Origin of the sequence: Micromonospora sp. NPDC049679, from assembly GCF_040659735.1 — a bacterium.
Taxonomy (GTDB): Bacteria; Actinomycetota; Actinomycetes; order Mycobacteriales; family Micromonosporaceae; genus Micromonospora_I.
Genome location: NZ_JBFANZ010000007.1, coordinates 83,419 through 101,385, shown reverse-complemented (window position 1 = coordinate 101,385; position 17,967 = coordinate 83,419). Strand labels below are relative to the sequence as shown.

Sequence of the window (17,967 nt, the reverse complement as noted above, 5' to 3'; positions counted from 1 at the left end):
CATGCCCGTCAACCGCTACCGGTACGGCTCATGGCGCGGCGGCCCCGACCCGCTCGCCCCGCCGTACGACGTGCGCGGCGCCGTCGACGCGGTGGGCGCCGAGGTGCTCGCCGGCGGCAACCTCCGCGAGGCGCTGCGTGACCTGCTGCGGCGTGGCCCGCAGGGTGGCCGCGGCCTGGACGAGCTGGCTGCCCGCGCGCGCCGGCTGCGGCGCGAGGCGATGCGCCGTGGCGAGCTCGACGGCGCCGTCACCCGCGCCGCGGCCCTGCTCGACCAGGCGCTCGCCGCCGAGCGCGACGAGTTGGCCCAGCGGACGGAGGACGACGCCGCGCGCTTCGCCGAGGCGATGCTGGACAACCTGCCCCGTTCCACCGCGCGGGCCGTGGAGGAGCTCGCCGGATACGACTGGGTGAGCGAGGACGCGCGCCGGTCGTACCAGCAGATTCTCGACGGGCTCCGACGCGATGTGCTGGAACAGCGGTTCGCGGGGCTGCGCGACGCCCTGCGCAACCCCGACCCGGCGGCGCAGCGGCGCGTCGGTGAGATGGTGCGCGACCTGAACGACCTGCTCGCCCGGCATGCGCGCGGCGGGGAGACCACCGACGCGTTCGCCGAGTTCATGCGCCGGCACGGCGAGTTCTTTCCGGAGAAGCCGGGCTCGGTCGACGAGCTCGTCGACACCCTCGCCCGGCGCGCCGCCGCCGGCGAGCGGCTGATGCGCTCCCTGTCGCCGCAGCAGCGCGACGAACTCTCCCGGCTGATGGCCGAGTCCCTCGGTGAGCTCGGCCCGCAGATGGCCGAGCTCACCGACAACCTGCGGGCGCTCCGCCCCGACCTGGTCTGGGGCCGCGGGGAGCAGGTCCGCGGCCGCGACGAGCTGGGGTACGGCGACGCGGCCGTCGCGCTGGAGGAGATCGGCGACCTCGACGATCTGCTCGACCAGCTCGGCCAGGAGCATCCCGGCGCGACGCTCGACGACGTCGACGTGGAGGCGGTCTCGCGCCAGCTGGGCCGGGACGCCGCGGACGACGTACGCCGGCTCCGGGAGCTGGAGCGGGAGCTGCGCCGCCAGGGCTGGGTCACCCGCGACGCCGACGGCCTCACGCTCAGCCCGAAGGCGCTTCGGCGGCTGGGCGGCACCGCCCTGCGCACCGTCTTCGCCGACCTCAACGGGGGCCGACGCGGACAGCACGACCTCCGCTCCGCGGGTGCGGCCGGCGAGACCACCGGGGCGTCCCGGCCGTGGCGGTACGGCGACGAGCAGCCCCTCGACGTGGTCCGCACGATCGGCAACGCGGTACGCCGCTCGGGCGCGACGACCCCGGTCGCGCTCGCGGTCGAGGACTTCGAGGTGGTGGAGACCGAGCGACGCGCCTCCGCGGCGGTGGCGCTCTGCGTCGACCTGTCGTACTCGATGATCTCGGAAGGGCGCTGGGGGCCGATGAAGCAGACGGCGCTCGCGCTGTCGCATCTCGTCGCCACCCGCTTCCCGCAGGACGCGTTGCAGATCATCGGCTTCGGACGGCACGCCCTTCCGCTGTCCCAGACCGCGCTCGCCGCCGTCGAACCGGAGCTGGTGCAGGGCACCAACCTGCAGCACGCGCTGCGCCTCGCCGGCCGGCACCTGCGCCGTCACGCCGGGTCGGAGCCGGTCGTCCTGGTCGTCACCGACGGGGAGCCCACCGCGCACATCGACGCCGGCGGGGAGGCGGTGTTCTGCTGGCCGCCGCTGCGCGAGACCGTGCAGGCGACGGTGGTCGAGGTCGATGAGCTCACCCGGGCCGGCGCGGCGCTCAACCTGTTCATGCTCGGCGAGGACCCCGGGCTGCGCCGGTTCGTCGACGCGGTGGCGCGGCGCAGCGGCGGCCGGGTCTTCACCCCGGACACCGACGAGCTGGGTCGCTACGTGGTCGCCGACTACATCCGCGCCCGCCGGGGCCGCCGCGGTCGCTGATCCGTCCCGGCGGTCACGGGGACGTGCTTAGACTCGCGGCATGGATGCGGCCGGGCTGCGCCGGGCGTACGACGTCCTGCTCGCCGAGATCGAGGCCGGCGACTTCGCGCCCCCGCCGTCGGGGGAGTGGAGCGCCGAGCAGGTGGCGGCGCACGTGGCGGCCAACGACGAGTTGCTCATCCGCACGACCGACGCCGTGCTGGCCGGCTCGCCGTGGGTGTACTACAACCACAACGAGGTGCACAATCCGCAGCTCAACGCGCTGATCGCCGAGCACGGCGGGCTCGCCGGGCTGGCGGAGCTGCTGCGCGGGAGCAGCCAGCAGGTCTGTGGGCTGATCGGACGCCTCGGCATCCACGGCGAGACGCTGGTGCACACGTTGATCCGGGACGGGTTCGAGCTGCGCGTCGACGAGCCGCTCCCGTGGGGGCGGGTACTCGACCTGCACGGCCGGCTCCACCTGCCCGCCCATACGAACCAACTCCGCGCCCTCCGCCGCCACTACGCCTAACCCCCCTCGGTCCGTCGGCCCGTCGGCCCGTCGATCAAGGGCATATGCGCGTGCTTTGATCTCCAATCGTGTGAATACGCCCTTGATCGACGCGTAACTCCTTGATCGACGGAAGCGGCGTGGTCGGTCGGACGGGTGGGAGCGTTCCCACGATCTGGGCGGCGGTTGGCGCGGTCCGGTGGAGCCGCTAACTTCCTCCCAACGATGGGAGTCGATATGAGTCGATCTATCGGCCGGCTGTACGCCACCGGAGCCGTCGCGCTCCTCGCCCCGCTCGTCCTCTCCGGCGCGCCGGCCACGGCACGAACGCCGCTGGCTGCCGCGCCTCCGGCCGTCGCCGCGGTTCCCGCCCCCGCCGCGCCCCGCGCGGCCGGAGCTGCCGCCGTGCCCGCGGCCGCGGTGCCGCTCGATCAGCTCACCGTCACCACCACGCAGGTCGCCTCCGGGCTGCAGCGGCCGACCGCGATGATCGCTCCCGACGATGGCAGCGGACGGTTGCTGATCACCGAGAAGGCCGGCACGGTGCGCGCCTATCATCCCGAGACCGGGCTCGCGGCGAACCCGCTGCTGGACATCACCGACCGCGTCGACACCTCCGGCAACGAGCGCGGCCTGCTCGGCATCGTCACCTCGCCGAACTTCGCGCAGACCCGCACGCTCTACGTGGCGTACACGGCGCTGCCCGGCGGCACCCTGACGCTGTCCCGTTTCGCGCTCGACCGCCCGGACCAGCAACCGGTGCCGCCCGCCCGCGAGCAGATTGTGCTGACCCAGCCGCACGCCGAATACTCCAACCACAATGGCGGCCAGCTCGCCTTCGGCCCGGACGGCTACCTCTACTGGAGCCTGGGCGACGGCGGTGGCGCCGACGACGTGTTGAACACCGGGCAGAACCTCGGCACGCTGCTCGGCAAGATCCTGCGGATCGACGTCAACTGCGCGGGCCGCCCGTACTGCGTCCCCGCCGGCAACCCCTTCGCCTCGACGTCCGGGGTCCGCCCGGAAATCTGGGCGTACGGGCTTCGCAACCCGTGGAAGTTCTCGTTCGACGCGCAGGACGGCTCGCTGTGGATCGCGGACGTCGGGCAGGGGACGTACGAGGAAGTGGACCACCTGGCCCGCGGTATCGCCGGCGCGAATCTCGGCTGGTCCTGCCGGGAAGGTCCCCAGGTCTTCAACCCGGCGCGCTGCCAGCCCGGCGCCGCGTACGTCGAGCCGGTCTTCGCCTACCGCACCTCGCTCGACGGCTGCGCGATCATCGGCGGGCACGTCTACCGCGGTCGCCAGTTCGCCGACGTCGCCGCCGGCACCTACCTCGCCAGCGACTACTGCTCCGGTACGGCGTTCGCGATTCGCCCCACGGGCGACGGCGGCTACGCGAGTCAGCGGCTCGGTGAGCTGACCATCCAGCCGACGACGCTGGGGGTTGACGCGAACGGCGAGTTCTACCTGGCCAACGACCTGCCGGGGCAGCTCCACCGGATTTCGTTCGGCACGAGGGCGGCCTGCTCCGTCACGTACAAGGTGGACAGTCAATGGGGTACGGGCTTCACCGCGACGGTGACCCTGACCAACAGGGGCAGCCGGCCGGTCAACGGCTGGGTGGTGGGGTGGACGTTCCCCGGGCCGCAGCGGGCGGGCAACTGGTGGAACGCGGTCGGCAGCCAGCAGGGCGCCACCGTGACGGCCAGGAACGCGAGCTGGAACGGCACGGTCGCGCCGGGCGCGTCGGTCAGTTTCGGCTTCCTCGGTACGCCCGGCGGCCCCCACCCCGCGCCGATCGCATTCACCCTCAACGGCGCCCCCTGCGGGTAACTCACGTCGATCTTGCAGTTGTGGCTGCGGCATCTGCCGCAATAGCGGACGAATCGGGGGCCACAACTGCAAGATCGCGGGGGAGCGGGGGGCGGAAGGTGCGGCGGTACGTCGTCGGGGCGACGCCGATCGCGCTGTGCAGTTGCTGACGCAGCGACGCAGCGGTGCCGAAGCCGGCCTGCCGGGCGATCTGGTCGACCCCGAGATCGGTCGTCTCCAGCAGCAGCCGGGCGTGGTCGGTGCGCTGCCGCAGCAGCCAGCGGGCGGGGCTGAGCCCGGTCTCCTCCCGGAAGCGGCGGGTGAAGCTCCGTACGCTCATGGTGGCGTGGTCGGCCATCGCGCGCAGGGTCAGCGGCTCGCCGAGGCGGCGCAGCATCCACTCGCGGGTCGGCGCGGTGGACGCGCCGACGGGGCCGGGCAGCGGGCGCTCGATGTACTGGGCCTGGCCGCCGTCCCGCCACGGCGGCACCACGCAGCGCCGGGCCGCCCGGTTGGCCACCTCGCTGCCGTGGTCGCGGCGCACCACGTGCAGGCAGAGATCGATCCCGGCGGCCACCCCGGCCGAGGTGAGCAGGTCGCCGTCGTCGACGAAGAGCACGTCGGGATCGAGGTGGACCTCGGGGTAGAGGCGGCGGAACAGGTCGGCGTACCACCAGTGGGTGGTCGCCGGCCGGCCGTCGAGCAGGCCGGCGGCGGCGAGCACCGATGCGCCGGTGCAGATGGACATCACCCGCGCCCCGCGACGGTGCGCGGCGCGCAGCGCCGCCGCGACGGCCGGGTGCACGGTCCCGTCGGTGAGTGACGGACCTCCGTGTACGCCGGGGACGATCACCGTGTCGGCGGTGGTCGTGGCCTCCAGACCGTGATCGGGCAGCACCTGGAATCCGGCGGTGGTGCGCACCGGGGCGCCGTCGACGGCGCAGGTGGTGACGGCGTAGAGGGCCCGGCCGGCCGCGTCGCGGGCGGCGCCGAAGACCTGGGCGGGGGTGCCGAGATCGAGTGCGACCACGCCGTCGAGGGCGAGTACGGCGATGGTGTGGCGGGTGGACGAGGACATGGCCTGATTCTTGCGCATCATGGCCGGCGGGCCACTCGCTCTCCGGCGACCATCTGATCAACACTGGTGCGGTGAGCCGTACGCACCGTCTGCACCCCGCCTGGATCGTCGCCGCCGTCGCCTTCGTGGCGCTGGTCGGCGCGGCCGGCTTCCGGGCCACCCCGGCCGTCCTGCTCCATCCGCTGCACGCGGAGTTCCGCTGGCCGCTCGGCGTCATCTCCGCCGCGGTCTCGGTCAACCTCGTGCTGTTCGGGCTCACCGCGCCGTTCGCCGCCGCGCTCATGGAACGCTTCGGGCTGCGCCGCGTCGTCGCCAGCGCGCTGCTGCTGGTCGCGGCCGGCAGCGGGCTGACCGTCTTCATGACCGCCAGTTGGCAGCTCATCCTCTGCTGGGGGGTGCTGGTCGGGCTCGGCACCGGCTCGATGGCCCTCTCCTTCGTGGCCACCGTGACCGGCCGATGGTTCGTCGGTCGGCGGGGACTCGTGACCGGGGTGCTCACGGCGGGGAGCGCCGCCGGCCAACTCGTGTTCCTCCCGGTGCTCGCCGTCGTGGTGCGCGACCACGGTTGGCGGAGCGCGGCGCTCATCGTCGCCGGGGCGGCGCTGGCGGTCGTACCCCTGGTCTGGTTCCTGCTGCGCGACCACCCGGCCGACCTCGGGGTGCTCGCCTACGGCGCCACCGAGCCGATGCCCCCGGCGGCCCAGGACGGGCGCGGCGCCGCGGCGCGGGCGCTCGGCGCGCTCGGCGCGGCCGCCCGGACCCGGCCGTTCTGGCTGCTGGCCGGCGGGTTCGCGATCTGCGGCGCGACCACCAACGGCCTGGTCGGCACCCATTTCATCCCCGCCGCGCACGACCACGGGATGCCCCAGACCACGGCGGCCGGGCTGCTCGCCCTGGTCGGGCTCTTCGACATCGCCGGCACGATCGCGTCGGGTTGGCTCACCGACCGGGTCGACAGCCGGCTGCTGCTCGGCGCCTACTACGCGCTGCGCGGCGCGTCCCTGCTCGTGCTGCCGAGCCTCTTCGCGGCGAGCGCGCATCCGAGCATGCTGGTCTTCATCATCTTCTACGGGCTGGACTGGGTCGCGACCGTCCCGCCGACGGTCGCGCTCTGCCGGGAGTACTTCGGCGCGAACGGCGCGATCGTCTTCGGCTGGGTCTACGCGTCGCACCAGATCGGTGCCGCCGTCGCGGCGACCGGCGCGGGCGTCATCCGCGACCAGCTCGGCGCGTACGCCGTCGCCTGGTATGTGGCCGGCGGTCTCTCGGTGGGCGCGGCGCTGCTGTCGTTGCTGCTGCGGCGCGATCGGGGCGGGGTGCCCCTGCCGGTCCGTGAACCGGTGGTCGCCGCGGGATGGCGGCTGCGGGAGCCCTGACGGGTCAGGGCGTGACCTCTCGGGCGAGCCTTCGAAACCGCCCTGAGGTGCGGGGTGGTCGATGAGGAGACGGTAACGCCGATCGTCAGCCCGTCGGCCAATGCGTGAGATCGCGCTGCAGCAGCAGCGTGTCGACCCAGCGGCCGTGCTTGAACCCCACGGCGGTGAGCCGGCCGGCGTCGACGAAACCGAGTCGCCGGTGCAGGGCGAGCGAGCCGGGCTCGCCGCTGTCCGTGATGACCGCGATCACCTGTCGCGCGCCGGCCTGCGCGCAGCGCTCCAGCAGGGTTTCCAGCAGCGCCCGCCCGAGCCCCTCGCCGGTGTGTCCGGGAGCCAGGTAGATGCTGTCCTCGACGGTGTGCCGGTAGGCCGGCTTCGGCCGCCACGGCCCGGCGTACGCGTAGCCGACGACCTGGCCGTCGCTTTCGGCGACGAGCAGCGGCAGGCTCCGCTCGGCGAGGTCGGCGGCCTTGCGCTCCCAGTCCCCGGCCGTCGGCGCGGTCTCGTCGAACGTCGCCACGCTGGTGGTCACGTAGTGCGCGTAGATGGCGGCGATCGCCGCCAGGTCCGCCGGACCCGCGGGCCGTACGCGGGGGTCGTTGATCGCCATCGTGCTACTCCGTTGGCGTGGTGGTGGGTGTCGGGGGCTGCCAACCGGCTGCCGTGCACGTATCGATCATGCCGAAGAGCAGCTTCTCCCACCCCGGCGGGGCGATGGCGGTCTCGGTCGGCGCGGCGGCGTGCAGCCGCTCGGCGTATTCCCGGATCGCGTCCGTCTTGGCGTGCCGCCCGGCGGACCAGACCGACTTCGCGACGGGCGCGGGCGGCCAACCGGTCGAGGCGCCGAGGCGGTCGCAGGCCTTCATCCCGTACGCGTCACTCGCCTCGGCCGGCAGCGTCTGCCAGACCGCGAGCCCGAGCGCGAGCGCGATGGCGGCTGCCACATAGGACAGCATCCCGGTGTACGGCCACCGCCGCCGTGCCTCGCCGGCGGCGCTGCGGTCGCGGCGGGTCACGGGCGGGACTCCGGGCGGTCCGCGCTCCGAACGGTCATGTCGTGGGCACGGTGAGTGACCACGTTGGGTGGCGGGATATTGATCGGGATCATGCGAGGGGGGTCTCTTTCTTTGGTTATCCTGTGAGTCGCTGTCCGCGGGGGAGTTCGCAGAACCACGTTCACCAAGCTTGCGCACAGTATGGTGAGCGGGGTTCACCGTCAAGGAGGTGCAATTGTCGCCTAACCGACTCCGCGCCGTGACGGCACCATTACACGGTGCTCCCGCGGTGCGACAGCCCGGCACCCGGCAGCCCCGATCGGCGCCACCCCGCATCGCCGGGCTCACCATGGCGCGCATCGTCGACGCGGCCCTTCAGCTCGTTGACGCCGATGGCGCAGACGGGCTGCAGATGCGGGCCCTCGCCACCCGCCTCGGGGTCGCCCAGAGCGCCCTCTACAAACACGTGCCCGGTAAGGACGCGCTTCTCGAAGCCCTGCTCGAACGGGTACTCGGCGACTTCGACACCGACATCGACCCGGACCTGTCGTGGCGCGACCAGCTCACCGAGCTCGCCCACCGGTTCCGCGCCGCGCTGCACGCGCACTCCGGCCTGGCGGGCCTGCTCAAGACGCACGACCCGCTGGGCGAGAACTCGACCCGGACCCTGGACGCGTGGGCGCGGGCGCTGCTGCGCGCCGGACTCTCCGAAGAGGAGGCCGGGCACGCGTGGTTCACGCTCGTCCACTACGTGATCGGCTTCGAGGCGACCTGGGCGTTCGACGGGCGTAACGTCACCCGCGCGTTCGACCCGGAGGCCCTGGCCGAGGTGCACGCCCGCTTCGACGCCCTCGACCCGGCGCGTTACCCGGGAGCCGCCGCGCTGGGCCGGCACATCTGGAACCCGGCGGTCGAGGAACGGTTCGCCTTCGGGCTCGCGCTGCTCGTCGACGGGCTCGCCGCGCGCGCCGCCAACCGCGTCAACCCGTAACAGGGCTCACTCCCGTTCGGATGAGCCGCCCGTCACGCCGGTTGCCATCCGGAACGATCGACGGTATGTGGACGGAGACGTCCGCATCGCGCGCTGGAGATGGTGCCGGTAGGTGACCGCCGTGATGATCGGCGGGTACGAATACCGGGTGCGCGAGCGTTTCCCGGTGCAGACTGGCCCTGGGCTCACCACCCGACGGGTCGACGACCTCACCGCGCCGGTCGCCGAGCCGTCCCGCCGGTGTTGAGCAGTGCCCTCGCGAGCGCCCAAAAAAATCTCTGCCCGCCGTGTCGATCCGGCCGGTTCCCGTTCGACGCGTAGATAGAGGCCGGGTTGAGCCGGCCGACACAGTCCGACGATCCGGCTGCGAAGCCGACACAGAAGGAGACACCACGATGCGGTTCATGGTTCTGATCAAGGCCAACCAGGACTCCGAGGCCGGGGTCATGCCCAGCGAGGAGCTGCTCACCGCGATGGGGAAGTACAACGAGGAGCTGGTCAAGGCCGGCGTGCTGCTCGCGGGGGAGGGGCTGCACCCGAGCGCCAAGGGCGCGCGCGTCCGGTTCGAGGGCGCAAAGACCACCGTGATCGACGGGCCGTTCACCGAGACGAAGGAACTGCTCGCCGGCTTCTGGCTGATCCAGGTGAAGTCGAAGGAAGAAGCGATCGAGTGGGTCAAGCGGATCCCCAGGGACCCGAACGAGGCGGAGGAGATCGAGATCCGCCAGGTTTTCGAGGCCGACGACTTCGGTGACGAGTTCACGCCCGAGCTGCGGGAGCAGGAGGAGCGGCTGCGCGCGCAGACGGCGGCACAGCACGGATAGTCGGGCGGGCGCGCGTCGGTCTTGCGGTGTCGCGGGGGAAGCTGCTGTGATCGGTTGTCGTGGCGGCTTCCGAGACCCATCGCGTGATCGACGCAATCTGGCGGATCGAGTCGGCCAGGCTGATCGCCGGACTCGCCCGGCAGGTACGCGATGTGGGGCTTGCCGAGGATCTGGCGCAGGACGCTCTCGTCGCCGCGCTGGAGCAGTGGCCGGAGTCGGGCGTCCCGGATAATCCGGGCGCCTGGCTCATGGCCGTCGCCAAGCGCCGGGCGATCGATCAGCTGCGCCGTAAGCAGCGGTTCGACCGCAAGCTGGTGGAGCTCGGTCATGAGCTGGAGATCGATCAGCAGGCGCCGGCGCCGGAGCTCAGCGCGGCGCTTGAGGGCGACATCGAAGACGACCTGCTGCGTCTCGTGTTCACCGCCTGCCATCCGGTCCTCTCCACCGAGGCGCGCGTCGCACTCACGCTGCGCTTGCTGGGCGGGCTGAAGACCGAGGAGATCGCCCGGGCGTTCCTGGTCGCGGAGTCGACCATCGCCCAGCGGATCGTCCGGGCCAAGCGGACCCTCGCCGAGGCGCGTGTCCCGTTCGAGGTCCCGCAGCGGCCCGAGTTGGCCGAGCGCCTGTCGTCCGTGCTCGGGGTCATCTACCTCGTGTTCAACGAGGGCTACTCGGCGACCGCCGGCGACGACTGGATGCGGCCGGCGCTCTGCGAAGAGGCGCTGCGGCTCGGCCGCGTACTCGCCGGGCTCATGCCGCACGAGCCCGAGGTGCACGGCCTGGTCGGACTGATGGAGATCCAGGCGTCGCGGTCGGGGGCGCGCGTCGGCCCGTCGGGAGAGCCGGTCCTGCTGCTCGACCAGGACCGCGCACGCTGGGACCAGCTCCTCATCCGCCGCGGGCTCGCAGCGCTCGAACGCGCCGAGGCACTCACCGTGGCGCGCGGCGAGGGCCTCGGCCCGTACGCGACGCAGGCGGCGATCGCCGCGTGTCACGCGCGGGCGCGCACTCCGGAGGAGACGGACTGGTCGCGGATCGCCGCGCTCTATGCGGCGCTCTCGGAACGCGCGCCGTCACCCGTCGTGGAGCTCAACCGCGCGGTGGCGCTCGCGATGGCGTTCGGTCCAGCCGCGGGCCTCGAACTCGTCGACGTGCTCACCGCGGAGCCGTCGCTCAAGACCTACCATCTCCTGCCGAGCGTGCGCGGCGATCTGCTGGCGAAGCTCGGCCGCTATGACGAGGCGCGCGAGGAGTTCGAGCGTGCGGCGTCGCTCACCCGGAACGGACGCGAGCGCACGCTGCTCCTCGATCGCGCCGCCGCCTGTCCGGGCGGATCGGCGCCGTCGCCGCACCGGTGACGGGGAGTGCCGGTGCTGCGCTCGGCGGACGTGCGCACGGCGGCATCAGGATCGACGGAAAGCGAAACGGTCGCCGCGATCACCAGTGTTCGTGATCTTGACGACCGTGCCTGTGTCCTCGGTGCCCCCGGCAGGATTCGAACCTGCGCCACCGCCTCCGGAGGGCGGTGCTCTATCCCCTGAGCTACGGGGGCTCAGCGACCGATGAAGAGTATCAGGCGTCCAGGCGCGGGGCCGAATCGGTATCGGTGGTGTTGCCGCACCTCCGGCCCATCGACCCCGCGCCCCGATCAGCCCGCGGGCGCCGGGGCGTCCGCCGGCTCACCCACCGCGTGCGCAACTCGGCAGCGGGTGAAGCACGATCTGCCGGGGGATCCGGCGTGGCAGGTCCCGCCGGGCCCAGGAGCCGTCCACCACGACGTGCGCGGTGCGGCCGTCCGAGCCGGAGAGGCGGAGCAGGAAGTCGCGGGGGAGCGGCGGGTCCACCGACGGCGTCATGATCATGAATCGCATTCGACGGCGGGTGGAGATGGCGGAGAGCACGTCGGCGGCGGGACTCACCCCGTGCAGTCGCGTCCGGCCGACCCAGAACAGCTCGGCGCGGTGCTCCTGCGCGCTCCGCGCGATCGCCGGGTAGTCGGTCTCCATCCACCGGGACACCGCGCTCGCGCAGAGCGCGCAGGCGCGCTCCGTCGGCTCCCGCGCCCAGAGCCCCCAGGCGCGGAGGTAACGACCGACCTCGCTCGGGCTCACCGTGAGGCCGTAGAGCCGGTGGACGAGCGCGGCCACACCGTGTCGGCTCCACAGCTCATCGCCGAGTCCGAACTCCTCCGGCCACCGGCCGCGCAGGACGTCGATCAGATCCAGTTCCTGCTCGCGGCTGAGCGGCTCCGGCTCGCCGGTCCCTGTTTCGCGATGGCGGGCGGCCAGCCCACCATCACCGCCGATCGTGTGCCGCCGGCACCAACTCGTCACCGACCGCTGTCGCGTAGCACTCAGAACAGCCCCCACGCCGACACAACGACCGAGATCGGGCGCGGTGGCGCTATGCGGCCGCCGGGCTACTGACAGTGCACAACCACGCAAATTAGGACTTCAGGCGGTCGCGGAGCTGATTCATGTTGGTGAGCTCGTTCTGCTGGGTGTTCTTCATCCGGGTTGCGGTCTCCACGACCTGCGGCTCGGTGCTGCGATCCATGATCTCGTCAACCATGTGAATGCCGCCGAGATGATGCTTGATCATCAGGTCGAGAAAGAGGACGTCGAGGTCCCGCCCCTGGGCCGCACGGAGCCGGGCCAGTTGCTCCGGCGTCGCCATCCCCGGCATCAGTCCGTTCTTCACCGACGCGGCGCCATCCGGCATCCACGCCATGGGGGGTTCGGAGCCGTTCGGGCTCAGGTCCCATGAGCGCAGCCAGCCCTGCATCGTGCCGATCTCACCCTGCTGGCCCGTGGCGATGTCCACGGCGACCTGGCGCACGCTCGGGTCGCTCGATGAGCGGAAGGCGATGAGCCCCATCTCCACCGCCTGCGCGTGGTGTGACGTCATGTCGCGAGCGAAGCCGGCCTCGACCGAGGTGTCGCCGGGGCGGGTGAGGCGGGGCGTGAGCAGGCCGCCGGCGTATCCCAGGAGCAGGCCGACGACGATCGCGAGCGCCAGGGCGAGCGTGCCGTAGCGACGCCCCACGCGCGGGGCGCGTGGGGCGTCGTCGTGGGACACGTCGGTCTGCACCGAGATGGCCATGAAGTCCTTACTGTTGCTGCTGCGGCTGGAGGTCGCGGGGCGCCGTGCCGGTGGCGGTGATGCCCTGGGCGCAGGTGGCCGTCGGGCCCTCGACGGAGGCGTTGACGCGCAGCGCCTTGACGAACTCGTCGATCCGGCTGTCGTCGGCGTTGTCCACCTTGAGCTGGTAGCCCCAGGCCTGCAGCGAGATCGCCTTGTCGAGCCCCTCGTACGGGCTCAGCATCATCTTTTCCTTGCCACTGACCTTGTCGGCCAGCTTCTCCACCTGGTCCTTCGGCAGGTCCGGGCGGTAGGTGATCCACACCGCGCCGTGCTCCAGGCTGTGCACCGCGTGCTCACTGGCCACGGGCGCGTCGTAGACGTCGCCCATGCAGTTCTGCCAGCTGTCGTTGTGCGGGCCGGCGACCGGGGGAGCGACGGTGTACTTGACCGGGCCCTTCTGGTGGTTTCCGCCCTGGACCAGCTGCGGATCCTTCTTGCGGAAGTTCTCGATCCCGGAGATGGCCGCGGCGCGCTCCTCCCACGACTTGGAGCCCTGGAACGCCGCCCACGCGCCGTAACCGATGATGCTGGCGGCGAGGACGCCGACCGCGACGAAGAGCGCGATCGGTCCCCAGTTGCGCCCCTGGCTGACCTTGACCGGGGTGATCGGCTTGCGCGGGCCCTTGCCGCCACCGGGCCGGCCGCTTCCGGGCTTGGCGCCCGACGTGGGCTTGGCAGCCGCGGGCTTCGCGCCAGCCGCCGGCTTCTTGCCGGTGCTGACCACGGACGGACGGCGCTGGTCGCCGCCCGGGGTGCTGATGCTCATGGTGCCTCGTCAGGTCGGTCGGTCACGGGGGTGGCGGGTCACGTCAACGCGCAGGGTCTCCGCCGAGTGACCGAGTCTACCCCCGGTAACATGTTTCGGTGACTCCCGCCAAGCTCGCCGAGGCCGTACTCGCCGCCGCTCATGCCGTGTTCCAGGAGCGTGGGCTCGATCAATCAGCGCTGCCGGAGACGACCGCGGTGGAGCGACCCCGCAACCCGGAGCACGGCGACTACGCGTCGACGGTCGCCCTGCAACTGGCCAAGAAGGTGGGGCTGCCGCCGCGCGAGCTCGCCACCGGCCTGGCCGACCAGCTGACCCGGATACCCGGCATCAAGTCCGTCGAGATCGCCGGCCCCGGCTTCCTCAACATCCGGCTCGACCCGGCCGCCGCGGGCCAGCTCGCCCGCGCCGTGGTCGAGGCCGGCAAGGCGTACGGCCACAGCGAGGTGTTCGCCGGCCAGAAGATCAATCTTGAGTTCGTCTCGGCGAACCCGACCGGCCCGGTGCACATCGGTGGCGTGCGGTGGGCGGCGGTCGGCGACGCGCTCTCCCGGCTGCTGCGGGCGACCGGCGCCGAGGTCGGCACGGAGTACTACTTCAACGACGCCGGCTCGCAGATCGACCGGTTCGCCCGCTCGCTGCTCGCGGCGGCGAAGGGGGAGCCGGCGCCGGAGGACGGCTACGGCGGGGCGTACATCGCCGACATCGCCGGCGCGGTCGTGGCCAAGCGTCCCGACGTGCTGCAGCTCGACGAGGCCGCCGCCCAGGAGGTCTTCCGGGTCGAGGGCGTCGCGCTGATGTTCGACGAGATCAAGAACTCGCTCGCCGACTTCGGGGTGCGCTTCGACACCTACTTCAACGAGAAGGACCTGCACGACCGGGGCGAGCTCGACCTGGCGCTCGACCGGCTGCGCGAGCAGGGCCGCATCTTCGAGTCCGAGGGCGCGATCTGGCTGCGCAGCACCGACTTCGGTGACGACAAGGACCGGGTGCTGCGCAAGTCCAACGGCGAGTGGACCTACTTCGCCGCCGACTGCGCCTACTACCTCGACAAGCGCGAGCGGGGCTTCGACCGGGTCGTGATCATGCTCGGCGCCGATCACCACGGCTACATCGGCCGGCTCCGGGCGATGGCCGCGTGCTTCGGTGACGACCCGGACAAGACCCTGGAGATCCTGATCGGGCAGATGGTCAACCTGGTCCGCGAGGGGCAGCCCATGCGGATGAGCAAGCGGGCCGGCACCGTCGTGACGCTGGAGGACCTGGTCGACGCGATCGGCGTCGACGCCGCCCGCTACGCGCTCGCCCGCTACTCCAGCGACTCGCCGATCGACATCGACGTGGAGCTGTGGACCCGGGCGAGCCGGGACAACCCGGTCTATTACGTGCAGTACGTCGCGGCCCGCACGGCGAGCGTGGGCCGCAACGCGGCGGAGGTGGGGCTCGCCCGCGGTGACGCGGCGGCGTTCCGCCCGGAGCTGCTGGCGCACGAGAAGGAGAACGACCTTCTCAAGGCGCTCGGCGACTATCCGGCGGTGCTCGCCTCGGCGGCCGAGCTGCGCGAGCCGCACCGGGTGGCCCGGTATCTGGAAGACCTGGCCGGGTCCTACCACCGCTTTTACGACAACTGCCGCATACTTCCGCATGGGGACGAAGAGATCACCGATCTCCACCGGGCGCGGCTCTGGCTCAACGACGCCACCCGCACGGTGATCGCCAACGGGTTGGAGCTGCTCGGCGTCTCGGCCCCGGAGAGGATGTAGCACATGCGAGCGCATGAAGCCGGCGCGCTGCACGGCGACATCGGCACGCGACCGGCCTGGCTGCGACCGCCGCAGGACGTCAACGCGCTCGTGCCGCACCTGTGGCCGCGCACCGTCACACGGTCCGCCGACGGCGCCGTCGCCGTGGGCGGCCTCGGCGTCCGCGAGCTGGCCGAAGAGTTCGGTACGCCGGCGTACGTGCTCGACGAGGACGACCTGCGCACCCGCTGCCGCGAGTTCCGGGCGGCCTTCCCCGACCACGACGTCTACTACGCCGGCAAGGCGTTCCTCTGCCGCGCCGTCGTACGGGTCATCGCGGAGGAGGGGCTGCATCTCGACATCTGCACCGGTGGCGAGCTGGCGGTGGCGCTCAGCGCCGGGATGCCGCCCGAGCGGATCGGCTTCCACGGCAACAACAAGTCGACCGGCGAGCTGGCGCGTGCGCTCGACGCGGGGCTCGGCCGGATCATCGTCGACTCCTTCGCCGAGATCGAGCGGTTGAGCGCGCTGGCGCGCGAGCGCGGCGTACGGCCGAAGGTGCTGGTCCGGGTCACCGTCGGCGTCGAGGCGCACACCCACGAGTTCATCGCCACCGCCCACGAGGACCAGAAGTTCGGTTTCTCGCTCGCCGGCGGCGCCGCGTTCGAGGCCGCCATGCGGATCATCGACGAGGACGTGCTGGACCTGCGTGGCCTGCACTCGCACATCGGCTCGCAGATCTTCGACACGAGCGGCTTCGAGGTCTCGGCGCGGCGGGTGCTCGACCTGCAGGCGCAGATCCGCGACGCCCGCGGTGTGGAGTTGCCCGAGCTGGACCTGGGCGGCGGCTTCGGGATCGCCTACACCACCCAGGACGACCCGGCCTCCCCGTACGACCTCGCGAAGCGGCTGAACAAGATCGTCGACAGTGAGTGTGAGCTGCACGATCTCGCCGTGCCGCGGCTGTCGATCGAGCCGGGGCGGGCGATCGTCGGCCCGGCCGTGTTCACCCTCTACGAGGTCGGCACGGTCAAGGACGTCGACGGCATCCGCACCTACGTCAGCGTCGACGGTGGGATGAGCGACAACATCCGCACGGCGCTCTACGACGCGTCCTATTCGGCGACGCTCGCCTCCCGCGCCTCGGTCGCCGGGCCCATCCTCGCCCGCGTGGTGGGAAAGCATTGTGAGTCCGGGGATGTGGTGGTGAAGGATGAATTTCTCCCCGCCGACGTGCAGCCCGGAGATCTTCTCGCAGTGCCGGGCACGGGTGCGTACTGCCGGAGCATGGCGAGCAACTACAACCACGTGCCGCGTCCGCCGGTCGTCGCGGTCCGCGACGGCCAGGCACGGGTGATCGTCCGGCGGGAGACCGAAGACGATCTACTGGCACTCGATGTGGGGTGAGCATGGTTAACCCGGTCCGCCTGGCGTTGCTGGGCTGCGGAACGGTCGGTGCCGAGGTCGTCCGGCTGCTGCACGAGCAGGCCGACGATCTGGCCGCCCGGATCGGGGCACCGATCGAACTCGCCGGCATCGCCGTACGCCGACTCGGCCGCGACCGCGGGCCGCTGCCGGTGGATCCGGCGCTGTTCACCACCGACCCGCTCGGCCTGGTCAAGCGCGACGACGTCGACATCGTGGTCGAGGTGGTCGGCGGCATCGAGCCGGCGCGCACCTGGCTGGTCGAGGCGCTGCGTGCCGGCAAGAGCGCGGTGACCGCGAACAAGGCGCTGCTCGCGGAGGACGGGGCGGCGCTGCACGACGCGGCCGCCGAGGGTGGCGCCGACCTCTACTACGAGGCGTCCGTGGCGGGCGCGATCCCGCTGCTGCGTCCGCTGCGCGAATCGCTGCACGGCGACACGATCACCCGGGTCACCGGCATCGTCAACGGCACCACCAACTTCATCCTCTCCGCGATGGACGCCACCGGGGCCGGGTTCACCGAGGCGCTCGACGAGGCGACCGAGCTCGGGTACGCCGAAGCCGACCCGACCGCCGACATCGAGGGCTTCGACGCGGCGGCCAAGGCGGCTATCCTGGCGTCGCTCGCCTTCCACACCCGGGTCGGCGCCGCCGACGTCTACCGGGAGGGCATCACCGAGGTGACCGCCGCGGATGTGGCGAGCGCCAAGGCGATGGGCTGCACGATCAAGCTGCTCTGTATCGCCGAGCGCGGCCCGGACCGGGCCGGCGTGGAGTCGGTGAGCGTCCGCGTGCACCCGGCGATGATCCCGCGCACCCACCCGCTCGCCAGCGTCGGCGACGCGTTCAACGCGGTCTTCGTCGAGGCGGCCGCCGCCGGGCAGCTCATGTTCTACGGCCGGGGCGCCGGTGGCGCGCCGACCGCCAGCGCGGTGATGGGCGACATCGTGGCGGTGGCCCGCAACCGCCTCGCCGGGGTGCGTGCGGCGAGCGAGTCGGCCTACGCCCACCTGCCGATCCGGTCGATGGGGGAGGCTCCCACCCGCTACCACATCAGCCTCGACGTGGCCGACCGCGCCGGCGTCCTGGCGACTGTGGCCGGGGTCTTCGCCAAGCACGACGTGTCGATCGCGACGGTCCGTCAGTCGGGTCGCGCGGACGACGCCATCCTGGTCGTCGTCACGCACGGCGCGCCGGAGGCGGCACTCGCCGCAACGGTCGAGGAGCTGCGCGGCCTGGACATCGTCCGCTCCATCGCCAGCGTGCTCCGCGTCGAGGGCGGCCAGTAGGGTCCGGCGCCGTTCCGGCTGGTTGAGGCGCGGATCACGTCCCGCCAGATGGTTATTCGGGGGTACGCATGGCCGCGC

Annotated in this window: 17 protein-coding genes and 1 tRNA gene; 11 read left to right on the top strand and 7 right to left on the bottom strand. The window is 72.1% G+C overall.

Annotated features, from left to right (window positions below; genetic code table 11):
• Position 1: 1 nt before the first annotated feature.
• The 3 genes from AB0J06_RS07165 to AB0J06_RS07155 all read left to right on the top strand — a co-directional run bounded on the left by AB0J06_RS07165 (position 2) and on the right by AB0J06_RS07155 (position 4,280).
• Positions 2-1,954 (top strand): hypothetical protein, encoded by a 1,953-nt coding sequence (locus tag AB0J06_RS07165; RefSeq protein ID WP_357425576.1) that lies wholly within the window; start codon positions 2-4, stop codon positions 1,952-1,954.
• 40 nt (positions 1,955-1,994) lie between these two features.
• Positions 1,995-2,465, top strand: a complete 471-nt coding sequence (locus AB0J06_RS07160) for a hypothetical protein (protein ID WP_357425574.1) — start codon at positions 1,995-1,997, stop codon at positions 2,463-2,465.
• A 216-nt stretch (positions 2,466-2,681) separates the two neighbouring features.
• Entirely contained in the window at positions 2,682-4,280 is a 1,599-nt protein-coding gene (locus AB0J06_RS07155) for a PQQ-dependent sugar dehydrogenase (protein ID WP_357425572.1), read from the top strand.
• Position 4,281: 1 nt separating this feature from the next.
• Here AB0J06_RS07155 and AB0J06_RS07150 read toward each other — a convergent pair whose 3' ends face one another.
• Positions 4,282-5,355, bottom strand: a complete 1,074-nt coding sequence (locus AB0J06_RS07150; protein WP_357425711.1) for a DJ-1/PfpI family protein — start codon at positions 5,353-5,355, stop codon at positions 4,282-4,284.
• A gap of 53 nt (positions 5,356-5,408) precedes the next feature.
• Here AB0J06_RS07150 and AB0J06_RS07145 point away from each other — a divergent pair, with 53 nt between their 5' ends.
• Positions 5,409-6,713, top strand: coding sequence for an MFS transporter (locus AB0J06_RS07145; RefSeq protein WP_357425570.1), 1,305 nt, complete (start codon positions 5,409-5,411; stop codon positions 6,711-6,713).
• Positions 6,714-6,798: 85 nt separating this feature from the next.
• Here the strand turns inward: AB0J06_RS07145 and AB0J06_RS07140 are convergent, their stop codons facing one another.
• Together AB0J06_RS07140 and AB0J06_RS07135 are read right to left on the bottom strand one after the other, a co-directional pair.
• A complete protein-coding gene (locus tag AB0J06_RS07140; protein ID WP_357425568.1) occupies positions 6,799-7,323 on the bottom strand; it encodes an N-acetyltransferase family protein in 525 nt (174 codons plus the stop codon).
• 4 nt (positions 7,324-7,327) lie between these two features.
• A complete protein-coding gene (locus AB0J06_RS07135) occupies positions 7,328-7,729 on the bottom strand; it encodes a hypothetical protein (protein ID WP_357425566.1) in 402 nt (133 codons plus the stop codon).
• A gap of 268 nt (positions 7,730-7,997) precedes the next feature.
• Here AB0J06_RS07135 and AB0J06_RS07130 point away from each other — a divergent pair, with 268 nt between their 5' ends.
• The 4 genes from AB0J06_RS07130 (at position 7,998) to AB0J06_RS07115 (ending at position 10,881) form a co-directional block, all read left to right on the top strand.
• Positions 7,998-8,699, top strand: a complete 702-nt coding sequence (locus AB0J06_RS07130; RefSeq protein ID WP_357425564.1) for a TetR/AcrR family transcriptional regulator C-terminal domain-containing protein — start codon at positions 7,998-8,000, stop codon at positions 8,697-8,699.
• A 112-nt stretch (positions 8,700-8,811) separates the two neighbouring features.
• Positions 8,812-8,946, top strand: a complete 135-nt coding sequence (locus tag AB0J06_RS07125) for a hypothetical protein (protein WP_357425561.1) — start codon at positions 8,812-8,814, stop codon at positions 8,944-8,946.
• A 148-nt stretch (positions 8,947-9,094) separates the two neighbouring features.
• Positions 9,095-9,523 (top strand): YciI family protein, encoded by a 429-nt coding sequence (locus tag AB0J06_RS07120; protein ID WP_357425559.1) that lies wholly within the window; start codon positions 9,095-9,097, stop codon positions 9,521-9,523.
• 59 nt (positions 9,524-9,582) lie between these two features.
• Positions 9,583-10,881 carry an RNA polymerase sigma factor gene (locus tag AB0J06_RS07115; protein WP_357425557.1) on the top strand — a complete coding sequence of 433 codons (1,299 nt, stop codon included), beginning with the start codon at positions 9,583-9,585 and terminating at the stop codon, positions 10,879-10,881.
• 122 nt (positions 10,882-11,003) lie between these two features.
• Here AB0J06_RS07115 and AB0J06_RS07110 read toward each other — a convergent pair.
• The 4 genes from AB0J06_RS07110 to AB0J06_RS07095 form a co-directional block, all read right to left on the bottom strand.
• Positions 11,004-11,075 (bottom strand) — tRNA-Arg (locus AB0J06_RS07110).
• Positions 11,076-11,202: 127 nt separating this feature from the next.
• Positions 11,203-11,829, bottom strand: coding sequence for a winged helix-turn-helix domain-containing protein (locus AB0J06_RS07105; RefSeq protein WP_357425709.1), 627 nt, complete (start codon positions 11,827-11,829; stop codon positions 11,203-11,205).
• Between the two features lie 139 nt (positions 11,830-11,968).
• Entirely contained in the window at positions 11,969-12,625 is a 657-nt protein-coding gene (locus tag AB0J06_RS07100) for a DUF305 domain-containing protein (RefSeq protein ID WP_357425555.1), read from the bottom strand.
• A gap of 7 nt (positions 12,626-12,632) precedes the next feature.
• Positions 12,633-13,433: a DUF3105 domain-containing protein gene (locus AB0J06_RS07095; protein ID WP_357425553.1), complete on the bottom strand. Its 801-nt coding sequence runs from the start codon at positions 13,431-13,433 to the stop codon at positions 12,633-12,635.
• 98 nt (positions 13,434-13,531) lie between these two features.
• Between AB0J06_RS07095 and argS the strand changes: the two genes are divergently transcribed.
• The 3 genes from argS to AB0J06_RS07080 are packed head-to-tail and all read left to right on the top strand — an operon-like array spanning position 13,532 to position 17,889.
• Positions 13,532-15,196, top strand: coding sequence for an arginine--tRNA ligase (gene argS, locus AB0J06_RS07090; RefSeq protein ID WP_357425551.1), 1,665 nt, complete (start codon positions 13,532-13,534; stop codon positions 15,194-15,196).
• 3 nt (positions 15,197-15,199) lie between these two features.
• Positions 15,200-16,582 carry a diaminopimelate decarboxylase gene (gene lysA / locus AB0J06_RS07085; protein ID WP_357425549.1) on the top strand — a complete coding sequence of 461 codons (1,383 nt, stop codon included), beginning with the start codon at positions 15,200-15,202 and terminating at the stop codon, positions 16,580-16,582.
• A gap of 2 nt (positions 16,583-16,584) precedes the next feature.
• The gene (locus tag AB0J06_RS07080) at positions 16,585-17,889 is read left to right on the top strand and encodes a homoserine dehydrogenase (protein ID WP_357425547.1); all 1,305 of its coding nucleotides are present in this window, start codon (positions 16,585-16,587) and stop codon (positions 17,887-17,889) included.
• The last annotated feature ends 78 nt before the right edge of the window (positions 17,890-17,967 follow it).